21 protein-coding genes are annotated in these 22,488 nt (G+C 67.0%); 14 read left to right on the top strand and 7 right to left on the bottom strand.

Going from position 1 to position 22,488, the window contains the following annotated elements; translation table 11 throughout:
* Positions 1-5: 5 nt before the first annotated feature.
* Both hemW and LO787_RS17130 read left to right on the top strand, forming a co-directional pair.
* A complete protein-coding gene (gene hemW / locus LO787_RS17125) occupies positions 6-1,157 on the top strand; it encodes a radical SAM family heme chaperone HemW (protein ID WP_232492200.1) in 1,152 nt (383 codons plus the stop codon).
* Entirely contained in the window at positions 1,158-2,054 is an 897-nt protein-coding gene (locus LO787_RS17130) for a tyrosine recombinase XerC (protein WP_232492201.1), read from the top strand.
* Between the two features lie 96 nt (positions 2,055-2,150).
* Here the strand turns inward: LO787_RS17130 and LO787_RS17135 are convergent, their stop codons facing one another.
* A complete protein-coding gene (locus LO787_RS17135; protein ID WP_232492202.1) occupies positions 2,151-2,753 on the bottom strand; it encodes a DedA family protein in 603 nt (200 codons plus the stop codon).
* 171 nt (positions 2,754-2,924) lie between these two features.
* Positions 2,925-3,896, bottom strand: a complete 972-nt coding sequence (gshB, locus tag LO787_RS17140; RefSeq protein WP_232492203.1) for a glutathione synthase — start codon at positions 3,894-3,896, stop codon at positions 2,925-2,927.
* A gap of 121 nt (positions 3,897-4,017) precedes the next feature.
* On the opposite strand from gshB, the gene LO787_RS17145 reads away from it, so the two are divergent.
* The gene (locus LO787_RS17145; RefSeq protein ID WP_232492204.1) at positions 4,018-4,203 is read left to right on the top strand and encodes a hypothetical protein; all 186 of its coding nucleotides are present in this window, start codon (positions 4,018-4,020) and stop codon (positions 4,201-4,203) included.
* A gap of 116 nt (positions 4,204-4,319) precedes the next feature.
* Here LO787_RS17145 and LO787_RS17150 read toward each other — a convergent pair whose 3' ends face one another.
* Positions 4,320-4,688 carry a YraN family protein gene (locus tag LO787_RS17150; protein WP_232492205.1) on the bottom strand — a complete coding sequence of 123 codons (369 nt, stop codon included), beginning with the start codon at positions 4,686-4,688 and terminating at the stop codon, positions 4,320-4,322.
* The gene (rsmI, locus tag LO787_RS17155; protein ID WP_232492206.1) at positions 4,685-5,512 is read right to left on the bottom strand and encodes a 16S rRNA (cytidine(1402)-2'-O)-methyltransferase; all 828 of its coding nucleotides are present in this window, start codon (positions 5,510-5,512) and stop codon (positions 4,685-4,687) included. The genes LO787_RS17150 and rsmI overlap by 4 nt, the downstream gene beginning before the upstream one ends.
* A 42-nt stretch (positions 5,513-5,554) precedes the next feature.
* Here rsmI and LO787_RS17160 point away from each other — a divergent pair, with 42 nt between their 5' ends.
* The 3 genes from LO787_RS17160 to LO787_RS17170 all read left to right on the top strand — a co-directional run bounded on the left by LO787_RS17160 (position 5,555) and on the right by LO787_RS17170 (position 10,308).
* Positions 5,555-6,751 (top strand): penicillin-binding protein activator, encoded by a 1,197-nt coding sequence (locus LO787_RS17160; protein WP_232492207.1) that lies wholly within the window; start codon positions 5,555-5,557, stop codon positions 6,749-6,751.
* A gap of 223 nt (positions 6,752-6,974) precedes the next feature.
* Complete coding sequence (gene parE, locus LO787_RS17165; protein ID WP_232492208.1) at positions 6,975-8,984, top strand: DNA topoisomerase IV subunit B; 2,010 nt, start codon at positions 6,975-6,977, stop codon at positions 8,982-8,984.
* Positions 8,985-9,012: 28 nt separating this feature from the next.
* Positions 9,013-10,308 (top strand): serine hydrolase, encoded by a 1,296-nt coding sequence (locus tag LO787_RS17170; RefSeq protein WP_232492209.1) that lies wholly within the window; start codon positions 9,013-9,015, stop codon positions 10,306-10,308.
* Here the strand turns inward: LO787_RS17170 and LO787_RS17175 are convergent.
* Entirely contained in the window at positions 10,305-11,483 is a 1,179-nt protein-coding gene (locus tag LO787_RS17175) for a glycosyltransferase family 87 protein (RefSeq protein WP_232492210.1), read from the bottom strand. The genes LO787_RS17170 and LO787_RS17175 overlap by 4 nt on opposite strands.
* A gap of 127 nt (positions 11,484-11,610) precedes the next feature.
* Here LO787_RS17175 and LO787_RS17180 point away from each other — a divergent pair, with 127 nt between their 5' ends.
* The 3 genes from LO787_RS17180 to LO787_RS17190 all read left to right on the top strand — a co-directional run bounded on the left by LO787_RS17180 (position 11,611) and on the right by LO787_RS17190 (position 14,294).
* Entirely contained in the window at positions 11,611-12,456 is an 846-nt protein-coding gene (locus LO787_RS17180; RefSeq protein ID WP_232492211.1) for an AAA family ATPase, read from the top strand.
* 1 nt (position 12,457) lies between these two features.
* Positions 12,458-12,889: a GFA family protein gene (locus tag LO787_RS17185; protein WP_232492212.1), complete on the top strand. Its 432-nt coding sequence runs from the start codon at positions 12,458-12,460 to the stop codon at positions 12,887-12,889.
* A 223-nt stretch (positions 12,890-13,112) separates the two neighbouring features.
* Positions 13,113-14,294 (top strand): vWA domain-containing protein, encoded by a 1,182-nt coding sequence (locus LO787_RS17190; protein WP_232492213.1) that lies wholly within the window; start codon positions 13,113-13,115, stop codon positions 14,292-14,294.
* Between the two features lie 131 nt (positions 14,295-14,425).
* On the opposite strand, the gene LO787_RS17195 is transcribed toward LO787_RS17190, so the two are convergent.
* Together LO787_RS17195 and LO787_RS17200 are read right to left on the bottom strand one after the other, a co-directional pair.
* Positions 14,426-15,625: an exo-beta-N-acetylmuramidase NamZ family protein gene (locus tag LO787_RS17195; RefSeq protein WP_232492214.1), complete on the bottom strand. Its 1,200-nt coding sequence runs from the start codon at positions 15,623-15,625 to the stop codon at positions 14,426-14,428.
* Positions 15,622-16,158: a DOMON-like domain-containing protein gene (locus tag LO787_RS17200; RefSeq protein ID WP_232492215.1), complete on the bottom strand. Its 537-nt coding sequence runs from the start codon at positions 16,156-16,158 to the stop codon at positions 15,622-15,624. Before LO787_RS17200 ends, LO787_RS17195 begins: the two co-directional genes overlap by 4 nt.
* 135 nt (positions 16,159-16,293) lie before the next feature.
* Between LO787_RS17200 and tyrS the strand changes: the two genes are divergently transcribed.
* From tyrS to cysK, 5 genes are all read left to right on the top strand, one after another.
* Positions 16,294-17,523 carry a tyrosine--tRNA ligase gene (gene tyrS / locus LO787_RS17205; RefSeq protein WP_232492216.1) on the top strand — a complete coding sequence of 410 codons (1,230 nt, stop codon included), beginning with the start codon at positions 16,294-16,296 and terminating at the stop codon, positions 17,521-17,523.
* Between the two features lie 104 nt (positions 17,524-17,627).
* Positions 17,628-17,966, top strand: coding sequence for a PilZ domain-containing protein (locus tag LO787_RS17210; RefSeq protein ID WP_232492217.1), 339 nt, complete (start codon positions 17,628-17,630; stop codon positions 17,964-17,966).
* A gap of 92 nt (positions 17,967-18,058) precedes the next feature.
* On the top strand, positions 18,059-20,230 hold the full coding sequence (locus tag LO787_RS17215) for a TonB-dependent receptor (RefSeq protein WP_232492218.1): 2,172 nt from the start codon (positions 18,059-18,061) through the stop codon (positions 20,228-20,230).
* A gap of 57 nt (positions 20,231-20,287) precedes the next feature.
* On the top strand, positions 20,288-21,556 hold the full coding sequence (locus LO787_RS17220; RefSeq protein ID WP_232492219.1) for an MFS transporter: 1,269 nt from the start codon (positions 20,288-20,290) through the stop codon (positions 21,554-21,556).
* A complete protein-coding gene (gene cysK / locus LO787_RS17225) occupies positions 21,553-22,470 on the top strand; it encodes a cysteine synthase A (RefSeq protein ID WP_232492220.1) in 918 nt (305 codons plus the stop codon). Before LO787_RS17220 ends, cysK begins: the two co-directional genes overlap by 4 nt.
* Positions 22,471-22,488: the final 18 nt, after the last annotated feature.

The following is a 22,488-nucleotide window of genomic DNA, read 5'->3' on the forward strand; positions in this document are numbered from 1 at the left end:
GAACGATGGCCCGCGCCCTCTACATCCACTGGCCGTTCTGCCTCGCCAGGTGCCCGTACTGCGACTTCAACAGCCATGTCCGCGACCGCGTGGACCATGCGCACTGGCAGGAGGCGCTGCTTGCCGACATGCGCCACGAGCACGCGCTTGCAGGCGGAGAACCGCTCGAATCCGTGTTTTTCGGGGGAGGCACACCCTCGCTGATGCCGCCTGCGCTGGTGGCGCGGCTGCTGGAGGAAGCAGAACGGCTGTGGGGCTTCGCGCCCGGTATCGAGATCACGCTGGAGGGCAATCCTTCCTCGGTCGAGGCCGGGAACTACGCCGCTCTCGCCGGGGTCGGGGTCAACCGCGTGTCGCTCGGCGTGCAGGCGATGGACAACCAGACGCTGCGTTTCCTCGGGCGACTTCACGACACCGAGGAGGCACTGAAGGCGCTCGAGGTGGCACAGACGCACTTCGAGCGGGTCAGTTTCGACCTCATATACGCACGTCCCGGGCAGTCGCTCGACGCATGGCGCGCCGAACTGGAGCGGGCGCTGTCGTTCGGCACCGGGCACCTCTCGCTCTACCAACTCACCATCGAGCCCGGCACGAAGTTCGAGACCATGGTGCGCAAGGGCGACTTCGCGCCGCTCGACGAGGACGCCTGCGCCGACATGTTCGCCCTCACCCGCGAACTGACCGCCAGCGCGGGCCTGCCCGCCTACGAGGTCAGCAACCACGCCCGCATCGGCGAGGAAAGCCGCCACAACCTGACTTACTGGCGCTACCACGATTACAGCGGCATCGGCCCCGGTGCGCATGGGCGGCGCGGGGGCATGGCTACGGTGCGCCACCGCAAGCCGGAGAACTGGCTCGCGGAGATCGCCCGCAGCGGCCACGGCATCGTGGAAGAGCGCCCGCTCGGCATTCCCGAGCAGGCGAGCGAGGCCATGCTGATGGGCCTGCGCCTGCGTGAAGGCGTTGATCTTGCAGCCATGGCAGCGCGCTTCGGCATGGACGAGGCGCAGCTTTGCGATCCCGCCAAGGCGCAGTTCTACGAAGGACAGGGCCTCGTCTGGCGCGATGGCGCGCGGATCGGCGTGACCGGCGATGGCATGGTGCTGCTCGACGCGCTGCTGGCGGAACTGGTGCCCGAACAGCTGGTGGAAGGCTGAGTGCATAAGGCCGACCTGCTCGAACCGTGGGGAGCCCATCTCGCGCAAGGGCGTCGCCGCAGTCCGCATACGGTGCGCGCCTATCTGGCGACGGCTGGGCGGCTGATCGACTCTCTTGGCGATTGCGACTGGGACCGGCTGGCGAACCTCGACGCGGCGGCCTTGCGCACGCATCTGGCGGCTCGGAGGCAGGATGGGATCGGCAATGTCTCCGCCGCCCGTGAACTGTCCGCTCTCAAGGCGTTCCTGATCTTCGCACGGGAAAAGGCGGGCGTGCCGCAGGCCTCCGCGCCGCGCTTGCGTGGTCCCCGCGTCAAGAAGGGCCTGCCGCGCCCCGTAACGCCCGACGAGGCGGTGAACCTCGCCGCCGGTGTGGAGGAAGATGCCTCCCAGCCGTGGATCGGCGCACGCGACCGGGCGGTGCTGCTGCTGCTCTACGGCGCGGGACTGCGCATTGCCGAGGCGCTTTCGCTGACCGGCGCGGTGCTGCCGCTGGGCGAGACGCTGACCGTTTCCGGCAAGGGCGGCAAGCAGCGCGTCGTGCCGCTGCTGCCCATCGTGCGCGATGCCGTGGCGGACTACCTCGCCAAGTCGCCCTGGCCGGTCGAGCGCGACCATGCGCTGTTTCGCGGCGCCAAGGGCGGGCCTCTGTCGCAGGGGATGGTCCAGAAGGCGGTGGCGCGGGCGCGGGTGTGGCTCGGCCTGCCCGCCAGCGCGACGCCCCATGCGTTGCGCCACAGCTTCGCCACCCACCTGCTTGGCGCGGGAGCGGACCTGCGTTCGCTGCAGGAACTGCTGGGCCATGCCTCGCTGGGCTCGACGCAGATCTACACCAAGGTGGATGCGGCGACCTTGTTGGACGTCTATCGGAACGCGCATCCACGGGAGCGGGGGTGACTTCGCTTCATTCGTCATTGCGAGCGTAGCGAAGCAATCCAGCCGGTGGCGGTGCCTTGGATTGCTTCGCTACGCTCGCAATGACGATCGGCAACGTCACTTCTCCCGCGGCTTCCAGCTCATCACGCGCCACAGGTAGAACACCACCGTCGCCGCGCCCACCACCAGCGTCGCGTAACCCAGCCACTGCTCCGCCTCGGACAGCGTGTGCCCCAGCCACTTGCCGCCGAGGATCAGCGCCACGTTCCAGATCGCCGCGCCGACGAAGGTGAAGCCCAGGAACTTGAAGTGCCCCATATGCGCAAGGCCCGCCGGGATCGAGATCACCGTGCGGAACATCGGCATGAAGCGGAACAGGAACACGACCCAGTGCCCATGGCGGCGCAGGAAACGGCCCGCGACCTCGACGTCATGCCACTCCAGCGTCAGCCAGCGACCCCAGCGGTCGATGAAGGGACGTAGCCGCTCGTAACCCAGCCGGTCGGCGACGAGGAACAGCACATAGTTGCCCATAGCCGCGCCGAGCGTGCCCCAGAACAGCAGCGGCCAGAACTGCATGTCCCCGCGCGCCACCGCGATGCCGCCAAGGCCCATGATAAGCTCCGACGGGATTGGCGGGATGATATTCTCCAGCGCCATCAGGAACATGATGCCGAGATAGCCGCCCTGACGGACGATCTCGTAGACCCACTCAGACATTCGTGCTGGCCCTTGATGGCGAGGCGCCTGCCGCTCCGGATTGCCGCGCGACCTGCGGTCGCTCGCAATGACGACGGTGGGGGCGATACGTCACGAAAGCTGTACCGGGGATTGCTTCCCCACAGCTCGTCATTGCGAGCGAAGCGAAGCAATCCCGCGCGGCGACAGCCTTCACATCGCCGCGTGGCGCCGTTCGATCGCGTCCCAGATACGCGCGCCGGTGTCGGTTCCGTTGAACCGGTCGATCGCCACGATGCCCGTCGGCGAAGTCACGTTGATTTCCGTCAGCCATTTCCCGCCGATCACGTCTATGCCGACGAAAACCAGCCCCCGCGCCTTGAGTTCCGGTCCGAGCGCCGCGCAGATTTCCTCTTCCGCCGAAGTGAGCGTACTCGCCTCCGCCGATCCGCCGACCGCGAGGTTGGAGCGGAACTCGCCCGCGCCCGGCTTGCGGTTGATGGCGCCCGCGAACTCGCCGTCGACGAGGACGATGCGCTTGTCGCCCTCGGACACGTCGGGAAGGAAGGGTTGGACCATGAACGGCTCGACCCACGCGTTCTCGAACATCTCGATCAGCGCGCCGAGGTTCGATCCGTCGGCGGGCACGCGGAACACCGCCTTGCCGCCGTTGCCGTGCAGCGGCTTGATGACGAGGTCGCCGGGATGGCGCAGGTTGAACGCCTTCACGTCCTCGATGCGGCGGGCGATGAATGTCGGCGGCATGAAGCGCGCGTAGTCGAGCACGAAGACCTTCTCCGGCGCATTGCGCACCGATGCCGGGTCGTTGACCACCAGCGTGCGGCCCTCCAGCCGTTCCAGCAGGTGCGTGGCGGTTATGTAGCCGAGATCGAACGGCGGATCCTGTCGCATCAGCACGACGTCGATATCCTCGACCAGATCGATCAGGCGGTACTCGCCGCGCGTGAAGTGGTTGCCCTCCACCCGCTGCACCGTGACCGGCGCGCCCCATGCGGTCAGGCGGCCGCCTGCGCCGTGCGCGGTGTCGTAGGCCAGCGTCTTCACGTCGTAGTGGAAGAGCGTGTGCCCCCGCGCCTGCGCCGCCAGCATCAGGGCAAAGCTCGAATCGCCCCCGATCTTGATCGTTTCGAGGGGGTCCATCTGAACGGCAATACGCAAAGACATGTAATCGCGCTCCTAAGGGGGCGTCCGGAGTGCTCCCTTAAGGAGCCGGCTGTGGTTCGCCGCATATAGGTCGCAGCGCGCAAAGCGAACCTCAACTTCTAATCGCGGAGAGAAATTTTCCATGAGCACGAAGCACACCTTCATCGCCCTCGTCTGCGCCGCCGGCATCCTTGCGGTGCCGGGCATGAGCCTGGCCAACCCGGAGCCCCATCCGACACCGCACCCGACCCCGGCTCCGACCGATCATCCGAGCCCGCATCCCACCGATCACCCGTCACCGCATCCGACCGATCATCCGAAAGGCTGACATCGGTTGAAACCACCCTTCGTCATTGCGAGCGAAGCGAAGCAATCCATGGTCGGCGCGGACCGCCGGATTGCTTCGCTTCGCTCGCAATGACGAACCGGTGGGCCAATGCCCTTTCAGAACGCGCCGGGTTGCCAGGCATTGACGATCCGGCGCGGCCATGAGCGCGGGGCGATAAGGATCACGTCGATCCGCTGGTCGTCGCCGGGCTTCGCATAGCGGCTGGAGATCATTTCCGCCGCATCGGCCACGCGCCGCAGCCGCCGCTCATCGATGGCCGTCGCGAGTTCCGCCTGCGTCCGCCGCCACTTCACCTCGACGAAGCACACCGTCCGCCCGCGCCGCGCGACGAGGTCGATCTCGCCCTTGCGGGTCTTCACCCGTCGCCCGACGACGCGCCAGCCGGTGATCCACAGGTAGAGCCCCGCGAGCCACTCCCCGCGCCTGCCGTGCCGCTCTGCCGTGCGCCTGCGCTCACCGCTCACTTAAGCTCCATCGCGCGGGCATAGAGCATCTTGCGGTCGAGCCCGGTCGCCTTGGCCACCGCCGCTGCCGCCTGCGACGCCTTGGCCCCGGCCAGCGCCTCGCGCAGCAGGGCGTCGACATCGACCTCGCCCCTGGGCTCGTCGCCGGGCGGGGCGATCAGCAGCACGATCTCGCCCTTGGGCGGGTGCGCGGCGTAGTATTCCGACAGTTCCTGTGGAGAACCGCTGCGGCATTCCTCGAATTTCTTGGTCAGCTCGCGCGCCACCGCGACCTCGCGTCCCGGCAGCACCTGCGCGATGGCGGCAAGCGAGGCGTCGAGACGCGGCGCGGTCTCGTAGAAGATCAGCGTAGCCGGAACCGCGGCAAGCCCCGCCAGCGTATCCTCGCGCGCCTTGGCCTTGTTGGGCAGGAACCCGGCGAACAGGAAGCGGTCGTTCGGCAGGCCCGAAAGCGTCATCGCCACCACCGCAGCATTCGGCCCTGGCAGGCTGGTAACCGCGATTCCCCGCTCCCGCGCGGTGCGGACGAGACGGTATCCGGGGTCGGAGATCAGCGGCGTCCCGGCGTCGCTGACGAGCGCCACCGGCTCGGCCTCCATCGTCGCCAGCAGGCGCTCGCGATCCCCCTCCCCGGCGTGGTCGTCATAGCGCACCAGCTTCTTCTTGAGGCCGAGGTGATGCAGCAGCTTGCCCGTCACGCGAGTGTCCTCGCAGGCGACTACGGAGACCCCGCGAAGGGTCTCGACGGCGCGCATCGTAATGTCCCCCAGGTTGCCAATGGGGGTTGCGACTATGTAAAGGCCCGGCGACAGTGTGTTTTCCATAGGGCCGGACTCATGGCCCATAGACCGAGGGAGCGGCAAGCCATGTTCGACGTCAGCGAGGGTCTTCGCCTCAAGCGCCGGAATCTTCTCGCCGCCGCCGCAATGGCACTGGTCGCCGGTTGCGCCGTGGTGCCCAAGGCCCCGCAGCCCGCCCCGCCGCCTGCCCCTACTCCCGCGCCCAGCCAGAGCGACATCCCCGTCGACACCGAGCGCCACCGCGTCGCGCTGCTGGTTCCCGTCTCGGGCACCAACGCGGGCGTCGGCCAGGCCATCGCCAATGCCGCCAACATGGCGCTGCTCGATACTTCGGCGAAGAACCTGCGCGTCACCACCTACGACACCTCGACCGGCGCGGCGGAGGCCACCCGCAAGGCCATCGCCGACGGCAACCAGCTGATCCTCGGCCCGCTGCTGGCGGACGATATCCCCACGGTTTCCGCCGTCGCGCGTAGTGCGAAGATCCCGGTCATCTCGTTCTCCAACGACGAGAAGGCCGCCAGCCGCGATGTCTTCATCATGGGCAACCTGCCCGGCCAGTCGGTGACGCGCACCGTCGAATACGCCCGCGCGCAGGGCGTCTCGACGTTCGCCGCCCTCGTCCCGCGCGGCGACTATGGCGACCGCACCAGCGCCGCCCTGCTCGCCGCCGTGCGCACCGGCGGCGGATCGGTCGTCGCGCTCGAGCCCTATGAGCGCAGCTCCGTTTCCATCGCCGCCGCAGCCCAGCGCGTAAAGGCCAAGGGCGGCTTCCAGGCGCTGCTGATCGCCGACAGCGGCAGCCTGTCGGTCCGCGCCGCCACTGCCTTCAAGGGCACCGCGAAGGCCCCTGCCGGCACCGGCGTGCGCCTGCTCGGCACCGAGCTGTGGAGCGGCGAGCGCGACGTCAACGCCTCGCCCGCGCTTGCCGGTGCATGGTACGCCACCGTTTCCGACCAGCGCTTCGGCCAGTTCTCCAAGAGCTACCGCGCCCGCTTCGGCGGCCAGCCCTTCCGCATCGCCACGCTCGGCTACGACGCGGTGCTGCTGACCCTGCGCGTCGCCCGCGACTGGAAGCCCGGCACCCGCTTCCCGGTCGATACCCTGCGCGACACCAGGGCGTTCCCCGGCGGCTTCCTCGGCGTCGACGGCGCATTCCGCTTCACCCGCGGCGGGCTGATCGAGCGCGCGCTGGAAGTGCGCGAGGTTGGGGCCGGAACCGTCAAGGTGGTGAGCCCGGCTCCGGTGAAGTTCGGGGAGTAAGGCTTCCGAAACCGCGTCATTCCGGCGAATGCCGGGACCGTGGGCCGTGAACAGCCCACTTCACGGCGGGAGCCCTGGCGCCAGCTTGCGCCTAAAAACCGCCCACGGTCCCGGCATTCGCCGGGATGACGACGCGCCTTCGTTCCCGCTTTGAACCTCCCCTGCGGATAAAGCGCAAGCAACCGCTTGCCGCCGCGATTCCGCGCGTCCTATAGTCGCGCTCATGTCCGACGACCTCTTCGACAAGCTCCCCGCCGCCACCGGCGAGTCCTATGACAGCTCCGCGATCGAGGTTCTGGAGGGGCTTGAGCCCGTCCGCCGCCGTCCGGGCATGTATATCGGCGGCACCGACGAGCGTGCGCTGCACCATCTCGCGGCTGAAATCCTCGACAACGCGATGGACGAGGCCGTCGCCGGCCACGCCAACCGCATCGAGGTCGTGCTGGAGGAGGAAGCCGGCACCCCGGGCCGGATCACGATCACCGACAACGGGCGCGGCATGCCGGTGGACGAGCATCCCAAGTTCCCCGGCAAGTCGGCGCTCGAAGTCATCCTGTCGATGCTCCACTCGGGCGGCAAGTTCTCGGGGAAAGCCTATGCCACTTCGGGCGGCCTCCACGGCGTCGGCATCTCGGTGGTCAACGCGCTTTCGGTGAAGACGCGGGTGGAAGTCGCGCGCAACAAGGAACTCTACGCGCAGGAATTCTCGCGCGGGATCACGCTTGGGCCCATCCAGAAGATCGGCGCGGCACCCAACCGGCGCGGCACGTCCGTCACTTTCACCCCCGACGCCGAGATCTTCGGCGACCAGAAGTTCAAGGCCGCCCGCCTGTTCAAGCTGGTCCGGTCGAAGGCATACCTCTTCGCAGGCGTCGAAATCCGCTGGAAGTGCGCGCCCTCGCTCGCGGTGGACGGCATCCCGGCGGAGGCGACGTTCCAGTTCCCCGGCGGCCTTGCCGACCATCTGGCCGAGCAGATCGGTGGGCGCGAATGCGTGACCACGCAGTTCTTCTCCGGCCGTCAGGACTTCGCCAAGGGCGACGACGGCTCCGAGCAGGGCCGCGTGGAGTGGGCGATCGCCTGGCCGCTCTACTCGGACGGGTCGTATTCCTGGTACTGCAACACCATCCCGACGCCCGATGGCGGCACCCACGAACAGGGCCTGCGCGCCGCGCTGACCAAGGGCATCCGCGCCTTCGCCGAACTCGTGGGGCAGGCCAAGAAGGCCAAGGACATCACGCCGGACGACGTCATCACCGGCAGCGAGGTGATGCTCTCGGTCTTCATCCGCGAGCCCCAGTTCCAGAGCCAGACCAAGGATCGCCTGACCTCCCCGGAGGCCGCGCGGCTGGTGGAAGCCGCGGTGCGCGACCACTTCGACCACTTCCTCACCGACAATCTCGATCGCGGCAAGGCGCTGCTCGGCAGCGTGATGGAGCGCATGGACGAGCGCCTGCGCCGCAAGGCGGAGCGCGAGGTCAAGCGCAAGACCGCGACCAACGCCCGCAAGCTGCGCCTGCCTGGCAAGCTGACCGACTGTTCGGGCGACGGCCCCGGCGAGACCGAACTCTTCATCGTCGAGGGCGATTCGGCAGGCGGCTCGGCCAAGCAGGCGCGTGACCGCAAGACGCAGGCGATCCTGCCGATCCGCGGCAAGATCCTCAACGTCGCCAGCGCCACGGCGGACAAGATCCGCGCCAACCAGGAAATCGCCGATCTCGGCCTCGCGCTCGGCTGCGGGACGCGCAAGGACTGCAACGCGGACAACCTGCGCTACGACCGTATCGTCATCATGACCGACGCCGACGTCGACGGCGCACACATCGCCACGCTGCTGATGACCTTCTTCTTCCAGGAGATGCCGGAGATCGTGCGGCGCGGGCACCTCTACCTCGCCCAGCCGCCGCTCTATCGCCTCACCTCGGGCGCGACTTCGGCCTATGCCCGCGACGATGCGCACCGTGCCGAACTGGAAGCGACCAAGTTCAAGGGCAAGAAGGTCGAAGTCGGCCGGTTCAAGGGCCTCGGCGAGATGAACCCGGGGCAACTGCGCGAAACGACGATGAGCCCGGACACCCGCTCGCTCATCCGCATCACGCTGCCGCAGGAGAGCGAAGGGCGCTTCGCGGTCAAGGATCTGGTGGACCGCCTCATGGGCCGCAATCCCGAGCACCGCTTCCACTTCATCCAGAACCGCGCAGGCGACGTCGATCGCGAACTGATCGACGCGTGACCGGCACGCAGGCGCGGTGCTTTCGGCGGTGAACCGATGGCTTGGCTGCCTGCGCTGGATCATGGTCCTCGTGCTGGGCAGCGTTGTGACCACAACCGCACTGGCCGCTGACGACCGGGAGGCGCTGCTGCGATCCCGTATAGCGGAGGTCGTCGCGGTGATGCGCGGCACCCGCGCCCCGGCGGATACCTTTGACGCACGGTTCCTTGCCGAAGTGCCGCCCGACAAGCTGCGCGCCCTTTCGGCACAGCTTGTCGATCAGGGCGGCGCGCTGGAAGACTGGACGGATTTCCGGCGCGAGCAGGCAGGGTCGGCGACGTTCACGCTCCGCTTCGCACATGGCACGGCGCCTGCCCGGATCGAGCTGAACCCCGCTGCGCCGGGCCTCGTCTCCGGCTTTCGCATCTTCGGGCTGACGCCTGCGGGCGACACGCTCGACAGGCTGGAGGCCGAGTTCGCGGCATTGCCCGGCAAGGCCGGGTTCGCGGTCTACCGTTTGGGTGACGGCGCTCCGGCGCTGGTCGGCGGGCGCAACGCGGACAAGGCTCTGGCGGTCGGTTCCTCGTTCAAGCTCTATGTCCTCGCGGCGCTGGTCCGGCAGGTGAAGGACGGCGCGCGGCGGTGGGACGACGTGGTGCCGGTCTCGGGCAAGTCCTTCCCCGGCGGCACTGTACACACCCTGCCCGATGGCGCGCCAGTGACGCTGCACACGCTCGCCAGCCTGATGATCGCGATCAGCGACAACAGCGCGACCGACATGCTGGTGCGCCTCGTCGGGCAGGAGGCGCTGGCCCGCGAAGTGCGGCTGTCCGGCCATGCAAGGCCCGATGCCCTCGCGCCGATGCTGACGACGGCGCAACTCTTCGCCCTCAAGCGCGGCGGCGCGCCGATGGCCGCGCGCTATGCCAAGGCCTCACCTGCCGAGCGCGCCCGGCTGCTGGCAGCGCTCGATCTGTCCGGCGTGGCACAGGCCGATCCCGGCGAGGTCTTCGGCCACGGTCCGGTCGCCATCGACAGCGTGGAATGGTTCGCCTCCTCCGCCGACCTCGCGGGCGTGATGGACGACCTGCGCCGCTTCGACAGTCGGGAGGCGCTCGACATCCTCGCCGTCAATCCCGCGATGGATGGCGCGACGGGGCGGGCGTGGTCCTATGTCGGGTACAAGGGGGGCTCGGAAGACGGGGTCATCAGCATGACCTGGCTGCTGCGCGGCCGGGACGGCGCATGGAAGGTCGTCACCGGAAGCTGGAACGATGCCAGGGCCCCCGTCGACAACCAGCGCTTAGAGATGCTGATGCGCAGGCTCGCAAAGGTCGCGGGCTAGGCTCTCGCGCGGCGCCAGACCACCGCGAACAGCAGCGCGAGCACCAGCGGCATGACCGGCACGCCCGCGTTCATCGCCAGCGGACGGGCGAAGGCGGGCGCGGCGATGGCGAGGAGGATCGCCAGCTTCTCCCAGTCGCGGAAGCCGTCGCGCAGCCCCTGCCCGGTCAGCCAGAGCAGCGGGAAGGCGAGCAGCACCAGATCGTAGTCGAGCACGAAGGGCGTCACCAGCGGCGCGCCTGCGAGGGTCAGCGCGGCCAGTCCGGGCGACCAGCGCTTGTTCCATGCTGCCCAGGCCAACAGGCCCGCGACGCCGAGCGACACAACCGCCTGCACGGCATAAGCCGCGCCGGTCGGCACCCCGAGGAGACGCAGCGCGGCAAAGGGGCTCACCATCTTGGCATAGCCGACGGCGCCCTCGGCCATGGCGTCCTGCGCCCTCGCGCTGGCGGCAAGCCAGTCCGGCCAGACCTGCGCGCCGTAAAGTGCTGTCGTCGCAGCGGCGAGCACCATCGCCGTCACCAGAGCCGACCCGATGGTCCGCCATTCCCGCGTCAGCAGCAGCGCCACCGGCAGCAGCAGGCCGAACTGCGGCTTGATCGTCGCAAGGCCGAGCAGCACGCCCGCCAGCACCGGACGAGAACGGACCAGCCATGCCCCTCCCCCCAGCAGCGCCGCGACCAGGAACGCCGTCTGCCCGTGCGTCGCCACGATCGGCACCGCCGGAAAGCCCAGGAACAGCAGCCAGAGCGGCGCAGGCACTCCGGCATCCCGCCACCAAGCCCGCACCGCCGCGAGATGGGCCGCGCCCGTAACGACCAGCCACGTCGCCAGCGCCGGGAAATAGCCAAGCCACCCCAGCGGACGGCAGAACGGCAGGAAAGAGGGCGGATAGAAGAACGCCGTATAGCCGTTTTCCGGCGCGAAATAGGCGCGCTGCGCCGCGACGTGGGCGGCGCCGTCGTAGACGTTCGCGCCCTCGCCCAGCATCCGACCCACCGTCCAGAAGCTGATGAAGTCGCTTCCCAGAAGGAACCCGTTGCGGTCGACGCCGTCGCGCGAAGTCGCCACCAGCAGCACCAGCATCGCCACGTTGAGCAGTGCGAGCAGGCGCAGGTATCCGAGGCTGCGCGCCGCGCCCAGCCAGTCCATTCGCCGCAGGAAATGAAGCCCCATGCGCGCCGATGTGCAACGCCCCGGCGGGGTTGTCCATCGCGCTCTCGCGCACGGCCCGTCGGTATTGCCTTGCTGCGACGCACCACATAGGGCTTAATCGGACAGTTAAAGCGATCAGGAAGAGCCGATGCAGCGTTTCGAAGGCACCAGCAACTACGTCGCCACCGAAGACCTCAAGGTCGCGGTCAACGCCGCCGTCCTGCTGCGTCGCCCGCTGCTGGTGAAGGGGGAGCCGGGCACCGGCAAGACCGTGCTGGCCGAACAGATCGCCGAGGCCCTGAACGCCCCGCTCATCACCTGGAACGTCAAGTCCACCACCAAGGCCCATCAGGGCCTGTACGAATACGACGCGGTCGCCCGCCTGCGCGACGGCCAGCTTGGCGACGCGCGCGTCCACGACATCAACAACTACATCCGCAAGGGCAAGCTGTGGGAAGCGTTCACCGCGCCGCAGCTTCCGGTGCTGCTGATCGACGAGATCGACAAGGCCGACATCGAATTCCCGAACGACCTCCTCGCCGAACTCGATCGCATGGCCTTCGACGTGTACGAGACCGGTGAGCACGTCGCCGCCGTCGAACGCCCGATCGTGGTCATCACCTCCAACAACGAGAAGGACCTGCCCGACGCCTTCCTGCGCCGCTGCTTCTTCCACTACATCCGCTTCCCCGACCGCGAGACGATGGAAGCCATCGTCGACGTCCACTTCCCCGGCATCCAGAAGACGCTGGTGAGGAAGGCGATGGAGATCTTCTACGAGTTGCGCGAAGTGCCGGGCCTCAAGAAGAAGCCCTCCACCAGCGAACTGCTCGACTGGCTCAAGCTGCTGATGAACGAGGACATGCCGCTCGACGTGTTGCAGAACCGCGATCCGGGCAAGGCGATCCCGCCGCTGCACGGGGCGCTGCTCAAGAACGAGCAGGACGTGATGATGTTCGAACGGCTCGCCTTCATGGCGCGCGGAGGACGGTGAGATGACGGCACCCTATTCCGGACGCTGCAACTGCGGGGCGGTGAGCGTCACCATCACCGCCGAACCCGTCGCCACGCGCCAGTGCTGGTGCCGCCAGTGCCAGAAGTCTGCGGCGGGCGGCCCGACCAACAACGCGATGTTCCCGACCGAAGCGGTGGAACTGGAAGGCCTGCGCGGCGACTACGTCTACGTCGCGGCCAGCGGCAACGTGCTGACGCAGGAGTTCTGTCTCGAATGCGGCACGCCGGTGCTCGGCCGGTCGAGCGCGCGGCCGCAGTTCCGCACCATCCGCCTCGGCCTGCTCGACGAAGGCCACGGCCTCGGCCCGGCAATGGCGATCTGGACCGAGGAAGCCCCGCCATGGGCGGTGATCGACCCGGCGCTGGAAAGCTGGCCGCAGCAGCCCCCGCCGCCGAATGTCTCGCAGCAGTGAGGCGCGCGCGTTTTCCTACAGGTCGCGCGATGCGTAGGATGCGCGCCGTGACCGGCATGTACTCGTCTTGCGCCACTCCCCGGACGGGTGTCTTTTCAGTGCACGCGGAAGGTCACACCCGTTTTCGTGGGAATGCCCGGATTTCCGCGGTTCATCGCGCCAAACGGAAGACACTTCAGGGCCGTTCCGGCTCAACGAAACCCCGCTTCGTCAGGGCCATCGCATGTTCCTGAACTTCATCGACGAACTGCGCGCGGCGGGCATTCCCGCCTCTCTCAAGGAGCACCTCGTCCTGCTGGAGGCGCTCGACAAGGACGTGATCGAGCAGACGCCCGAGGCGTTCTACTACCTCAGCCGCGCGACGTTCGTGAAGGACGAGGGCCTGCTCGACCGCTTCGATCAGGTCTTCCAGAAGGTCTTCAAGGGGGTGATGAGCGACTACGGCCAGCAGCCGGTCGAGATCCCCGAGGACTGGCTGAAGCAGCTGGCGGAGCGCTATTTCTCGGCCGAGGAAATGGAAGCGGTGAAGGCGCTCGGTTCCTGGGACGAGATCATGGAGACGCTGAAGAAGCGTCTGGAGGAACAGGAAAAACGCCATCAGGGCGGCAACAAGTGGATCGGCACCAACGGCACTTCGCCGTTCGGCCATTCGGGCTACAACCCCGAAGGCGTGCGGATCGGCGGAGAAGGCAAGCAGGGTCGCGCGATCAAGGTCTGGGAAAAGCGCGAATTCGCCAACCTCGACAACACGCGCGAACTGGGCACCCGCAACATCAAGGTCGCGCTGCGCCGCCTGCGCCGCTTCGCCCGTGAAGGCGCGGCGGAGGAACTGGACCTCGACGCCACGATCGCGGGCACGGCGAAGCAGGGCTGGCTCGACGTCGTCATGCGGCCGGAGCGGCATAATGCGGTGAAGGTGCTGCTGTTCCTCGACGTCGGCGGCTCGATGGACCCGTTCATCCGGCTGGTCGAGGAACTGTTCAGCGCCGCCACCGCCGAGTTCAAGAACATGGAGTTCTTCTACTTCCACAACTGTCTCTACGAAGGCGTCTGGAAGGACAACCGCCGCCGCTGGTCGCAGCGCACTCCGACATGGGACGTGCTCCACAAGTACGGCCACGACTACAAGGTGATCTTCGTCGGCGACGCGGCGATGAGCCCCTACGAGATCAGCCACCCCGGCGGCTCGGTAGAGCACATGAACGAGGAAGCCGGCGCGGTCTGGCTCCAGCGGATCGTGCAGACCTACCCCGCGACGGTGTGGCTGAATCCCACGCCCGAACGGCAGTGGGGCTACTCCGGCTCCACCCGCATGATCCGCGAGATCATGGGCGGGGCGATGTTCTCCCTGACGCTCGACGGACTGGACGGCGCGATGCGGGAACTGACGCGGAAGAAGGGGTAGGGATCACGGCGTCGTCCCGGACCTGATCCGGGACCGGTGGCGGCCTTTAGGTGAGAGCTTGCGCTCAGGCGCGCGCGGCGAAGTGGGCTGTTCACGGCCAGCGGTCCCGGATCAAGTCCGGGACGACGGGATCAGTAGAGCAGCAGGTCGGCCACTTCCTCCCGCCACGCGGCCTCGTCCCGGCCTGCGATGGCATCGAGGTCGACCGGAAGCGAAGCCGGGTCGTCGACCCACTCACGCAGGGCCGGACCGCCGTTGATGACGTCGATGGCAAGGCGCTCGAATTCGTACTCGTAGGGGAAGTCCCGCCAGATGGGATAGTCGGGATAGAGCCTGCGGATCGCCTTGAAGGCCAGCGCCTGAAGCCGCCACGGGCGGAAGGCGTGGTGATCGTAGAAGGCGCCCTCGGCGTGGATCATAAGGCCGTTGCACAGCGTCTTGGCGTGCTTGTGGAAGGTCGGCTCGAACCAGCATTCGCGGATCGCGCAGCCGGTCAGCCACTCGGGAGCGAATGCCTGCATCTCGGCCAGCACGGCCTTGGCGTCGATGTCCGGGGCGCCGAACAGGACTTCGAGCGGGCGCGTGGTGCCGCGGCCTTCGGAAAGGGTAGCGCCCTCGATCATGACGGTCCCGGCATAGGCGCGGGCCATGTTGAGATTGGCGGCGTTGGGGCTCGGGTTGATCCAGATGCGGTCTTCCGGCCAGCCATGACCGGGCGCGGCGTCGGGTTGCCAGCCCTCCATCGCGACGACGCGGTAGTCGACGTCGAGCTTGAAGTGGCGAACGAACCAGTGGCCCATCTCGCCCAGCGTCAGCCCGTGGCGCATGGGCATCGGCCCGGCCCCGACGAAGCTCTCCTGTCCCGGGAGCAGCGTGGTCCCCTCGACCGGGCGACCGGCGGGATTGGGACGGTCGAGCACCCAGACGCTCTTGCCCTCGGCAGCGGCTTCCTGGAGCAGGTAGAGCAGCGTGGTGACGAACGTGTAGATGCGGCAGCCGAGATCCTGCAGGTCGAACAGGAACACATCGGCGCTGGCCATCATCGCCTTGGTCGGGCGACGGACCTCGCCGTAGAGGCTGTAGACGGGGATGCCATAGAGCGGATCGACCTCGTCCATGGTCTCCACCATGTTATCCTGCTTGTCGCCCTTGAGCCCATGCTGCGGTCCGAAGGCGCTGGTGACATTGACGCCCGCCGCGATGAGCGCGTCGAGCGAATGAACCAGATCCTGCGTCACGGAGGCAGGATGGGCGATGAGCGAGACGCGCTTGTCATCGAGCGGGGCGCGCAGGGTGTGGTCCGCCAGCAGGCGGTCGATGCCGAACTTCATGGCGCGGTGGGTGCCGCAATGGTCGCCGTGAAGCAAGCCGGATCATGGAAGTCCGGCACCTCGGAACCGTGGACAAGCGCCCAGTAGCTTTTGTGGCCGGCCTGCTCCTCTATCACGGCGGTAAATCCGCAGCGCCACGGAGCGGTGGGCAGGCCAGTAGCGGGAATGGCGGCATCGAAGATCGCCATGTCGGTGCCGAGCCGCATGGTGCAATCGGGCTCGCGTGGCATCGGGCGCTCGGCCATACCCTCGCGCGGGGCGGTGAAATCATAAACGTTCCACCTCTCCGATGGCGACAGGTTAAGTTCGGTGTAGCCCGGTCCCTCGCCCGGCTGGAGGAACAGTTCGAAGCAGGTTGTCTGCCACAAGCCATCGGCCCTGCCCTTCCCCGCAAACGAGGGCACCATAAGGCTCCCGGCGCCCATGATCTTCCACCGTGCCCGCAGCCAGGTCGCATCGAACCCGATGATCCGCGCCTCGATGCTGCGAACGGCAAGCGGGGGATGCGCGGGATGGAAGACGAGTTCGGTCATTCCCAACCGCTAATCGTCGGCGGTGGCTGCTGGCAATGCGGATTCGTCGAGAGGATGCCTCCAAGCGCTCACGGCTTTGTTTCGCGGGACCGGCGTGCTAGGCGCGCCGCTCCCTTGCAACACGAAGCGGAACCGATGACCTACAATTCGACCCTGCTCAGCCTGCTCGAAGAGCGCGGCTACATCCACCAGCTCACCGACGCCGAGGGCCTTGACGCCATGGCAGCGAAGCAGGTGGTGCCGGGGTATATCGGCTTCGACCCGACGGCGCCCTCGCTGCACGTCGGGCACCTTGTATCGATCATGATGCTGCGCCAGCTCCAGCGGGCCGGTCACAAGCCGATCGTGGTCATGGGCGGCGGCACCGGCAAGATCGGCGATCCCAGCTTCAAGGACGAAGCGCGCAAGCTGCTGACCGAGGATCTCATCAAGGAGAACGTCGCCTCGATCCGCCACGTCTTCGAACGTTTCCTGACCTTCGGCGACGGTCCCAGCGACGCGATCATGGTCGACAACGCGGAATGGCTCGACAAGCTGGAATATATCCCGTTCCTGCGCGACATCGGCCAGCATTTCTCGATCAACCGCATGCTCAGCTTCGACTCGGTCAAGCTGCGCCTCGACCGCGAGCAGTCGCTGAGCTTCCTCGAATTCAACTACATGATCCTGCAGGCCTACGACTTCCTGGAACTGTCGCGCCGCGCCGGATGCCGCCTGCAGATGGGCGGATCGGACCAGTGGGGCAACATCGTGAACGGCGTGGAACTCGCCCGCCGTGTCGACGGCACGCAGGTCTTCGGCCTGACGACGCCGCTGCTCACCAACGCCGACGGCACCAAGATGGGCAAGACGGTCGGCGGCGCGGTCTGGCTGAACGAGGACCAGTTGTCGCACTTCGACTACTGGCAGTTCTGGCGCAACACCGACGACCGCGACGTCGGCAAGCGCCTGCGCCTCTTCACCGACCTGCCGCTGGACGAGATCGAGCGTCTGGAAGCGCTGCAGGGAAGCGAGATCAACGCCGCCAAGATCGTGCTCGCCAACGAGGCGACACGCCTATGCCGTGGCGATGAAGCCGCCAGGTCCTCCGAGGCCACCGCACAGGCAACCTTTGCCGGCGGCGGCCTTGGCGAAGACCTGCCGACCATCGAAATCGATGCGGAAGGCATTCGCCTTGGCGCGGCATGCACCGCCCTTGGTTTCGTGGCATCGAACGGTGAAGCCAAGCGCAAGATCGCCGAGGGCGCGGTGCGCCTCGATGATGTGGCGGTGGATGACCCTGCCCTGCTCGTGACCGTGCCCGCAGGCGAAAGCCGCAAGCTCAGTCTGGGCAAGAAAAAGCACGGCGTTATCAAGGGTATATAATAGTTAGTCCGGCCATCCTGAATACTATGGATGGCCGGAATTAACCCCTTGTTTGCCAATTGGTGCCAAGGTTCCGCCTCGATCAAGAACGAAGGTCAGGAACCATGAGTGCAGGAGCGCAGCTCACTGTAACCGACAAACGGCGCGCGACGCGTCATCCGGTCGATTATACGGTGATTGCCGAGCATCGCCAACTTGGCGACCTCGATCTGCACATCGTCAATATCTCGGCGCAGGGCTTCATGGTTCAAGGCGAGATGAACCTTGAGCGCGGCGAACGACTGGTGATGCGTCTGCCGGTCATCGGCCGCATCGAAGCGCACATGATCTGGACTCACGAAGGTCGTTCCGGCTTCCAGTTCGAACGCATCATCCGCATCGATGATTTCCTCAAGCTGGTTGATACCCTGCAACCCAACCCCCGGCTCCGTCCTCGTCGCTGAGCCGTAACGGCTTGCCGCTTCTGCAGCACGTTTCACCGATGACGATACATTGTATCTTGATATAGTATAACATGACAGTTAGCGGGTGCAGCATGAACACCCGGTCCTCCCGCTTCGCCCTGCTGGCCTGCGCCAGCGTTCTGTCTTCCGGCGCCGCATTTGCTCCAGACATCGTGCATGCGCAGACGGCATCGACGCCTGCCTCGCCACGCAATGAGAAGGCGGCGCATGCGCCGGCTCATGCCGACGACGATGCGGGCAAGGACATCGTCGTCGTCGGGCATCCGCCGACGGACTATGGCCTCCTTGCTGCCACTGCCAGCGTCTCGGGCGACACGCTGGTTGCCCAGACGCGTGGCCAGATCGGTGAAATTCTGAACTCGCTGCCGGGCGTTTCCTCCACCAGCTTCTCGCCCGGCGCCTCGCGCCCGGTGCTACGTGGTTTCAGCGGCGACCGTGTGAGCGTGCTGACCGATGGCATCGGCTCTCTCGACGCATCCAACGTATCGGTCGACCACGCCGTCGTCTTCGACGCACTGACGGTCGACCACATCGACGTATTCCACGGCCCCTCGGTCCTGCTCTTCGGCGGCAACGCCATCGGCGGCGCGGTCAACGCCATCGACAAGCGCATCCCGCGTCAAGTTCCCGACCGCATCACTGCAACCGGCATCGGCAGCTATGCCACTGCGGCCGACGAACGCGCCGTCAGCGGCGCCATCGACGCCCCGCTCGGCGACCGGTTCGTCGCGCACGTCGATGCGTCCTGGCGGAAGGCGGACGACCTGCGTGTCGGAGGCAACGTCTATTCCAAGGCCCTGCGCGGCGACATGCTCCACGCTGCCGAGCATCTGCGCGAAGATGGCGAGACCGAAGAAGCAGCCGAACTCGAAACCGAAGCAGGCCGCAGCGGCCGTCTGCCAAACTCCGCGGCACGCACCACGACCATCGGCGCAGGCCTTGCGTTCATCGACGCCGGCGGCAGCCTCGGCATTTCCTATCAGCACTACGACACGACTTACGGCGCGCCGGAGCGACCAGAGACCGGCCACGGGCACGAAGAGGAAGGCGAAGGCGGCCACGATCACGGCGAAGGCCCCGTGACGATCGGGCTCAAGCAGGACCGCTTCGACCTGCGCGGCGAACTCAAGCTCAGCGGCTTCCTCGACAGCGTGCAGGTGCGCGGTGCTTATGCCGACTACCAGCACACCGAATTCGAGGGAGACGAGGTCGGCACCGTCTTCGAGGGCGAAGGCATCGAAACCCGCCTCGATCTGGTCCAGGCCAATCACGGCGGCTGGCGCGGCCGCAGCGGCGTGCAGTACCTCTGGCGCAGCCTGACCGTCACCGGTCCGGAAGCAGTGGTCCCCGATTACGAGATCGACCGCATCGGCTTCTTCACCCTGCAATCGCTCGACGTCGGCTCCGGCTTCACCTTCGATGCCTCTGGCCGCTACGATAGCTCGCACGTCCAGTCGCGCGGCGCCGACTTCGACAAGAGCTTCGACCTGTGGTCGGGCGCAGTCGGCGCAAGCTGGAAGTCGGGCACCGGCATCAATATCGGCGCGAACTTCGTGCATGGCGAACGTGCGCCCTCGCCCGAGGAACTGCTGAGCGACGGCATCCACGTCGCCACCCAGTCCTACGAACTCGGCGACCGCACGCTGGGCAAGGAAAAGAGCAACGGCTTCGAGGCCTACGTCCGCTACAACACGCCGACGGTGGACTTCTCGCTGACCGGCTACCTCACCGACTTCGACAACTACATCGCCCCGCTCGCGACCGGTGCCGAACAGGACGGCCAACCGGTCTACCAGTACACGGGCGTCGAGGCGCGCTTCAAGGGCTTCGAGGCTGCAGGCAGCTTCCAGGCCGTGGCCTGGGACAACGGCGAGCTGCGTTTCGACGGCGCGGCGGACTACACCCATGCGCAGATCAAGGGCTACGGCCCCGTCCCGCGCATCCCCCCGCTGCGCCTGCGTGGTGGCAGTGCGGTGACATTCGGCGATGTCCGTCTGCGCGGCGAAGTCGAATGGAACGCCAAGCAGGACCGCGTCGGCCAGTACGAGAACCCGACCAGTTCCTTCACACTCGTCAACCTCAGCGCCGACTGGCACCCGATGGGCGACAACGGCCCCGTCACACTGATGCTCTCGGCCGACAACCTGTTCGACGTGATCGGCCGCCGTTCGGCTTCGTTCACCAGCGACTTCGTGCCCATCGCCGGACGCGACGTTCGCCTGACGGCGAAATTCACCTATTAAGAAAATCAAGCCAAGCTTGTCTTGGCAAGGGGAGACCACGCTGTCATTCAGCACGGCGTGAGTCTCCCCGCCCCAACATCGCCGCTCCAGATCGCCGACTATCGCAAGTTCTGGCTCGCCCGCTTCCTCGCCGTACTGGCGACCACGGGCACCGTCGTCATCATCGGCTACCAGCTCTACGACGTGGCGCGGACCGACTATGGCATGTCGATCGCCCAAGCCTCGTTCCAGCTTGGCCTCCTCGGCTTCGCGCAGTTCCTGCCGGTGTTCCTGCTGACCCCCGTGGCGGGTTTCGTCGCCGACCGGTTCGACCGCCGCCGCGTCGCAGGCACTGCCTCATTGCTCGACATGTGCGTCGCCATCGGGCTCGGCATCACGACTACGATGGAAGTGCGCAGCCTGCCCGTGCTCTACGCCTTCGCGGTGCTGCACGGCGTGGTCCGCGTCTTCATCAGCCCCTCGATGTCTGCCATCGCCCCGAACATCGTACCGCCCAAGCTGATCCCACGCGCCATCGGCTTCAATTCGATCGCGATGCAGGCCGGGACCATCATCGGCCCTGCGGCCTACGGCTTCATGTTCGCGAGCCATCACGCCATGCCCTACTGGTGCTCGGCGCTGTTCACCCTCGGCGCGTCGATCTCGGTCCAGTCGATCCGCAACCTGCCCGCGATCCCGCGCGATCCCGCCAAGGCCCACCCGATCCGCCAGATCGTCGAGGGGTTCAACTTCGTCTGGAGCGAGCGCTTCCTGTTCGGCTGCATCACGCTCGACCTCTTCGCGGTGCTCCTCGGCGGCGCGACCGCGCTGATGCCGGTCTTCGCCCGCGACCTTCTCCATGTCGGCCCCGAGGGCCTCGGCCAGATGCGCGCCGCCACCGCCGCTGGTGCTGCGGTCGTCGCACTGTGGCTGTCGTTCCAACCGATGCAGTCGAACGTCGGCGTCAAGATGCTCGCCGCCGTCGTGGCTTACGGAGCGGCGACCATCGGCTTCGGCCTCTCGCGCCATTTCCTGCTGTCGCTGGCGTTCCTGGCGCTGCTGGGCGCCGCCGACATGATCTCCGTGTTCATCCGCAGTTCGCTCGTCCAGTTGCGCACCCCGGATGAAGTGCGAGGCCGCGTCTCCGCGATTTCCGGCCTCGCCATCTCCGCCTCGAACGAGTTGGGCGAGTTCCAGTCCGGTTTCGCCGCCGCGCTGCTCGGCGCTACCGGAGCGGTTGTCTTCGGAGGCAGCGCTGCCATAGTCATCACCCTTGCCTGGGCCTGGCTCTTCCCGGAAATCCGCCGGGCCCGCACCTTTGAAGCCCGTTGGGAGCAAAAAGCATGAAGGCCGACAGCATCCTCGCCACCATCGGCGATACCCCGCACATCCGCCTGTCCCGCCTGTTCCCGGACCATGAGGTCTGGGTGAAGGCCGAGCGCGCCAATCCCGGCGGCTCGATCAAGGACCGCATCGGTCTCGCCATGATCGAGGCGGCCGAGGCCGACGGCAGCCTCCAGCCCGGCGGCACGATCATCGAGCCGACCTCCGGCAACACCGGCATCGGCCTCGCCATGGCAGCCGCGGTCAAGGGCTACACGCTGGTCCTCGTCATGCCCGAATCGATGTCGGTCGAGCGCCGCCGCCTGATGCTGGCCTATGGCGCAAAGTTCGACCTGACCCCGCGCGAGAAGGGCATGAAGGGCGCCATCGAACGCGCCAAGGAACTGATCGAGGCTACCCCCGGCTCGTGGATGCCCCAGCAGTTCGACAACCCCGCGAACGTCGATATCCATGTGAAGACCACCGCGCAGGAAATCCTCAAGGACTTCGCGGAAGAGCCCATCGACGTGCTCGTCACCGGCGTCGGCACCGGCGGCCACCTCACCGGCTGCGCCGAGACGCTCAAGGCCGCATGGCCGTCGATGAAGGCCTATGCCGTGGAGCCGACGCTTTCGCCCGTCATCTCCGGCGGCCAGCCCGGCCCGCATCCGATCCAGGGCATCGGCGCAGGCTTCATCCCCGGCAACCTCCACACCCAGTCGATCGACGGCGCTATCCAGGTCGATCCGGCCGACGCCAAGGAATGGGCACGCCGCTGCGCCACGACCGAAGGGATGCTGGTCGGCATCAGTTCAGGCGCGACGCTTGCCGCCATCGCACAGAAGTTGCAGGATCTGCCCGCCGGCAGCCGCGTCCTCGGCTTCAACTACGATACCGGCGAACGCTACCTCTCGGTGCCGGATTTCCTGCCCGAATAAGCGCCCTTCCCGCGAATT

This window comes from Novosphingobium kaempferiae, assembly GCF_021227995.1.
GTDB lineage: Bacteria > Pseudomonadota > Alphaproteobacteria > Sphingomonadales > Sphingomonadaceae > Novosphingobium > Novosphingobium kaempferiae.

Excerpts from the sequence above, each read along its gene's own strand:
- LO787_RS17190 (WP_232492213.1), top strand. The coding sequence starts at position 13,113 with ATGTTCCTGAACTTCATCGACGAACTGCGCGCGGCGGGCATTCCCGCC.
- hemW (WP_232492200.1), top strand. The coding sequence starts at position 6 with ATGGCCCGCGCCCTCTACATCCACTGGCCGTTCTGCCTCGCCAGGTGC.
- LO787_RS17180 (WP_232492211.1), top strand. The coding sequence starts at position 11,611 with ATGCAGCGTTTCGAAGGCACCAGCAACTACGTCGCCACCGAAGACCTC.
- parE (WP_232492208.1), top strand. The coding sequence starts at position 6,975 with ATGTCCGACGACCTCTTCGACAAGCTCCCCGCCGCCACCGGCGAGTCC.
- rsmI (WP_232492206.1), bottom strand. The coding sequence starts at position 5,512 with ATGGAAAACACACTGTCGCCGGGCCTTTACATAGTCGCAACCCCCATT.
- gshB (WP_232492203.1), bottom strand. The coding sequence starts at position 3,896 with ATGTCTTTGCGTATTGCCGTTCAGATGGACCCCCTCGAAACGATCAAG.
- LO787_RS17145 (WP_232492204.1), top strand. The coding sequence starts at position 4,018 with ATGAGCACGAAGCACACCTTCATCGCCCTCGTCTGCGCCGCCGGCATC.
- cysK (WP_232492220.1), top strand. The coding sequence starts at position 21,553 with ATGAAGGCCGACAGCATCCTCGCCACCATCGGCGATACCCCGCACATC.
- LO787_RS17135 (WP_232492202.1), bottom strand. The coding sequence starts at position 2,753 with ATGTCTGAGTGGGTCTACGAGATCGTCCGTCAGGGCGGCTATCTCGGC.
- LO787_RS17210 (WP_232492217.1), top strand. The coding sequence starts at position 17,628 with ATGAGTGCAGGAGCGCAGCTCACTGTAACCGACAAACGGCGCGCGACG.
- LO787_RS17200 (WP_232492215.1), bottom strand. The coding sequence starts at position 16,158 with ATGACCGAACTCGTCTTCCATCCCGCGCATCCCCCGCTTGCCGTTCGC.
- LO787_RS17175 (WP_232492210.1), bottom strand. The coding sequence starts at position 11,483 with ATGGGGCTTCATTTCCTGCGGCGAATGGACTGGCTGGGCGCGGCGCGC.
- tyrS (WP_232492216.1), top strand. The coding sequence starts at position 16,294 with ATGACCTACAATTCGACCCTGCTCAGCCTGCTCGAAGAGCGCGGCTAC.
- LO787_RS17195 (WP_232492214.1), bottom strand. The coding sequence starts at position 15,625 with ATGAAGTTCGGCATCGACCGCCTGCTGGCGGACCACACCCTGCGCGCC.
- LO787_RS17160 (WP_232492207.1), top strand. The coding sequence starts at position 5,555 with ATGTTCGACGTCAGCGAGGGTCTTCGCCTCAAGCGCCGGAATCTTCTC.
- LO787_RS17215 (WP_232492218.1), top strand. The coding sequence starts at position 18,059 with ATGAACACCCGGTCCTCCCGCTTCGCCCTGCTGGCCTGCGCCAGCGTT.
- LO787_RS17185 (WP_232492212.1), top strand. The coding sequence starts at position 12,458 with ATGACGGCACCCTATTCCGGACGCTGCAACTGCGGGGCGGTGAGCGTC.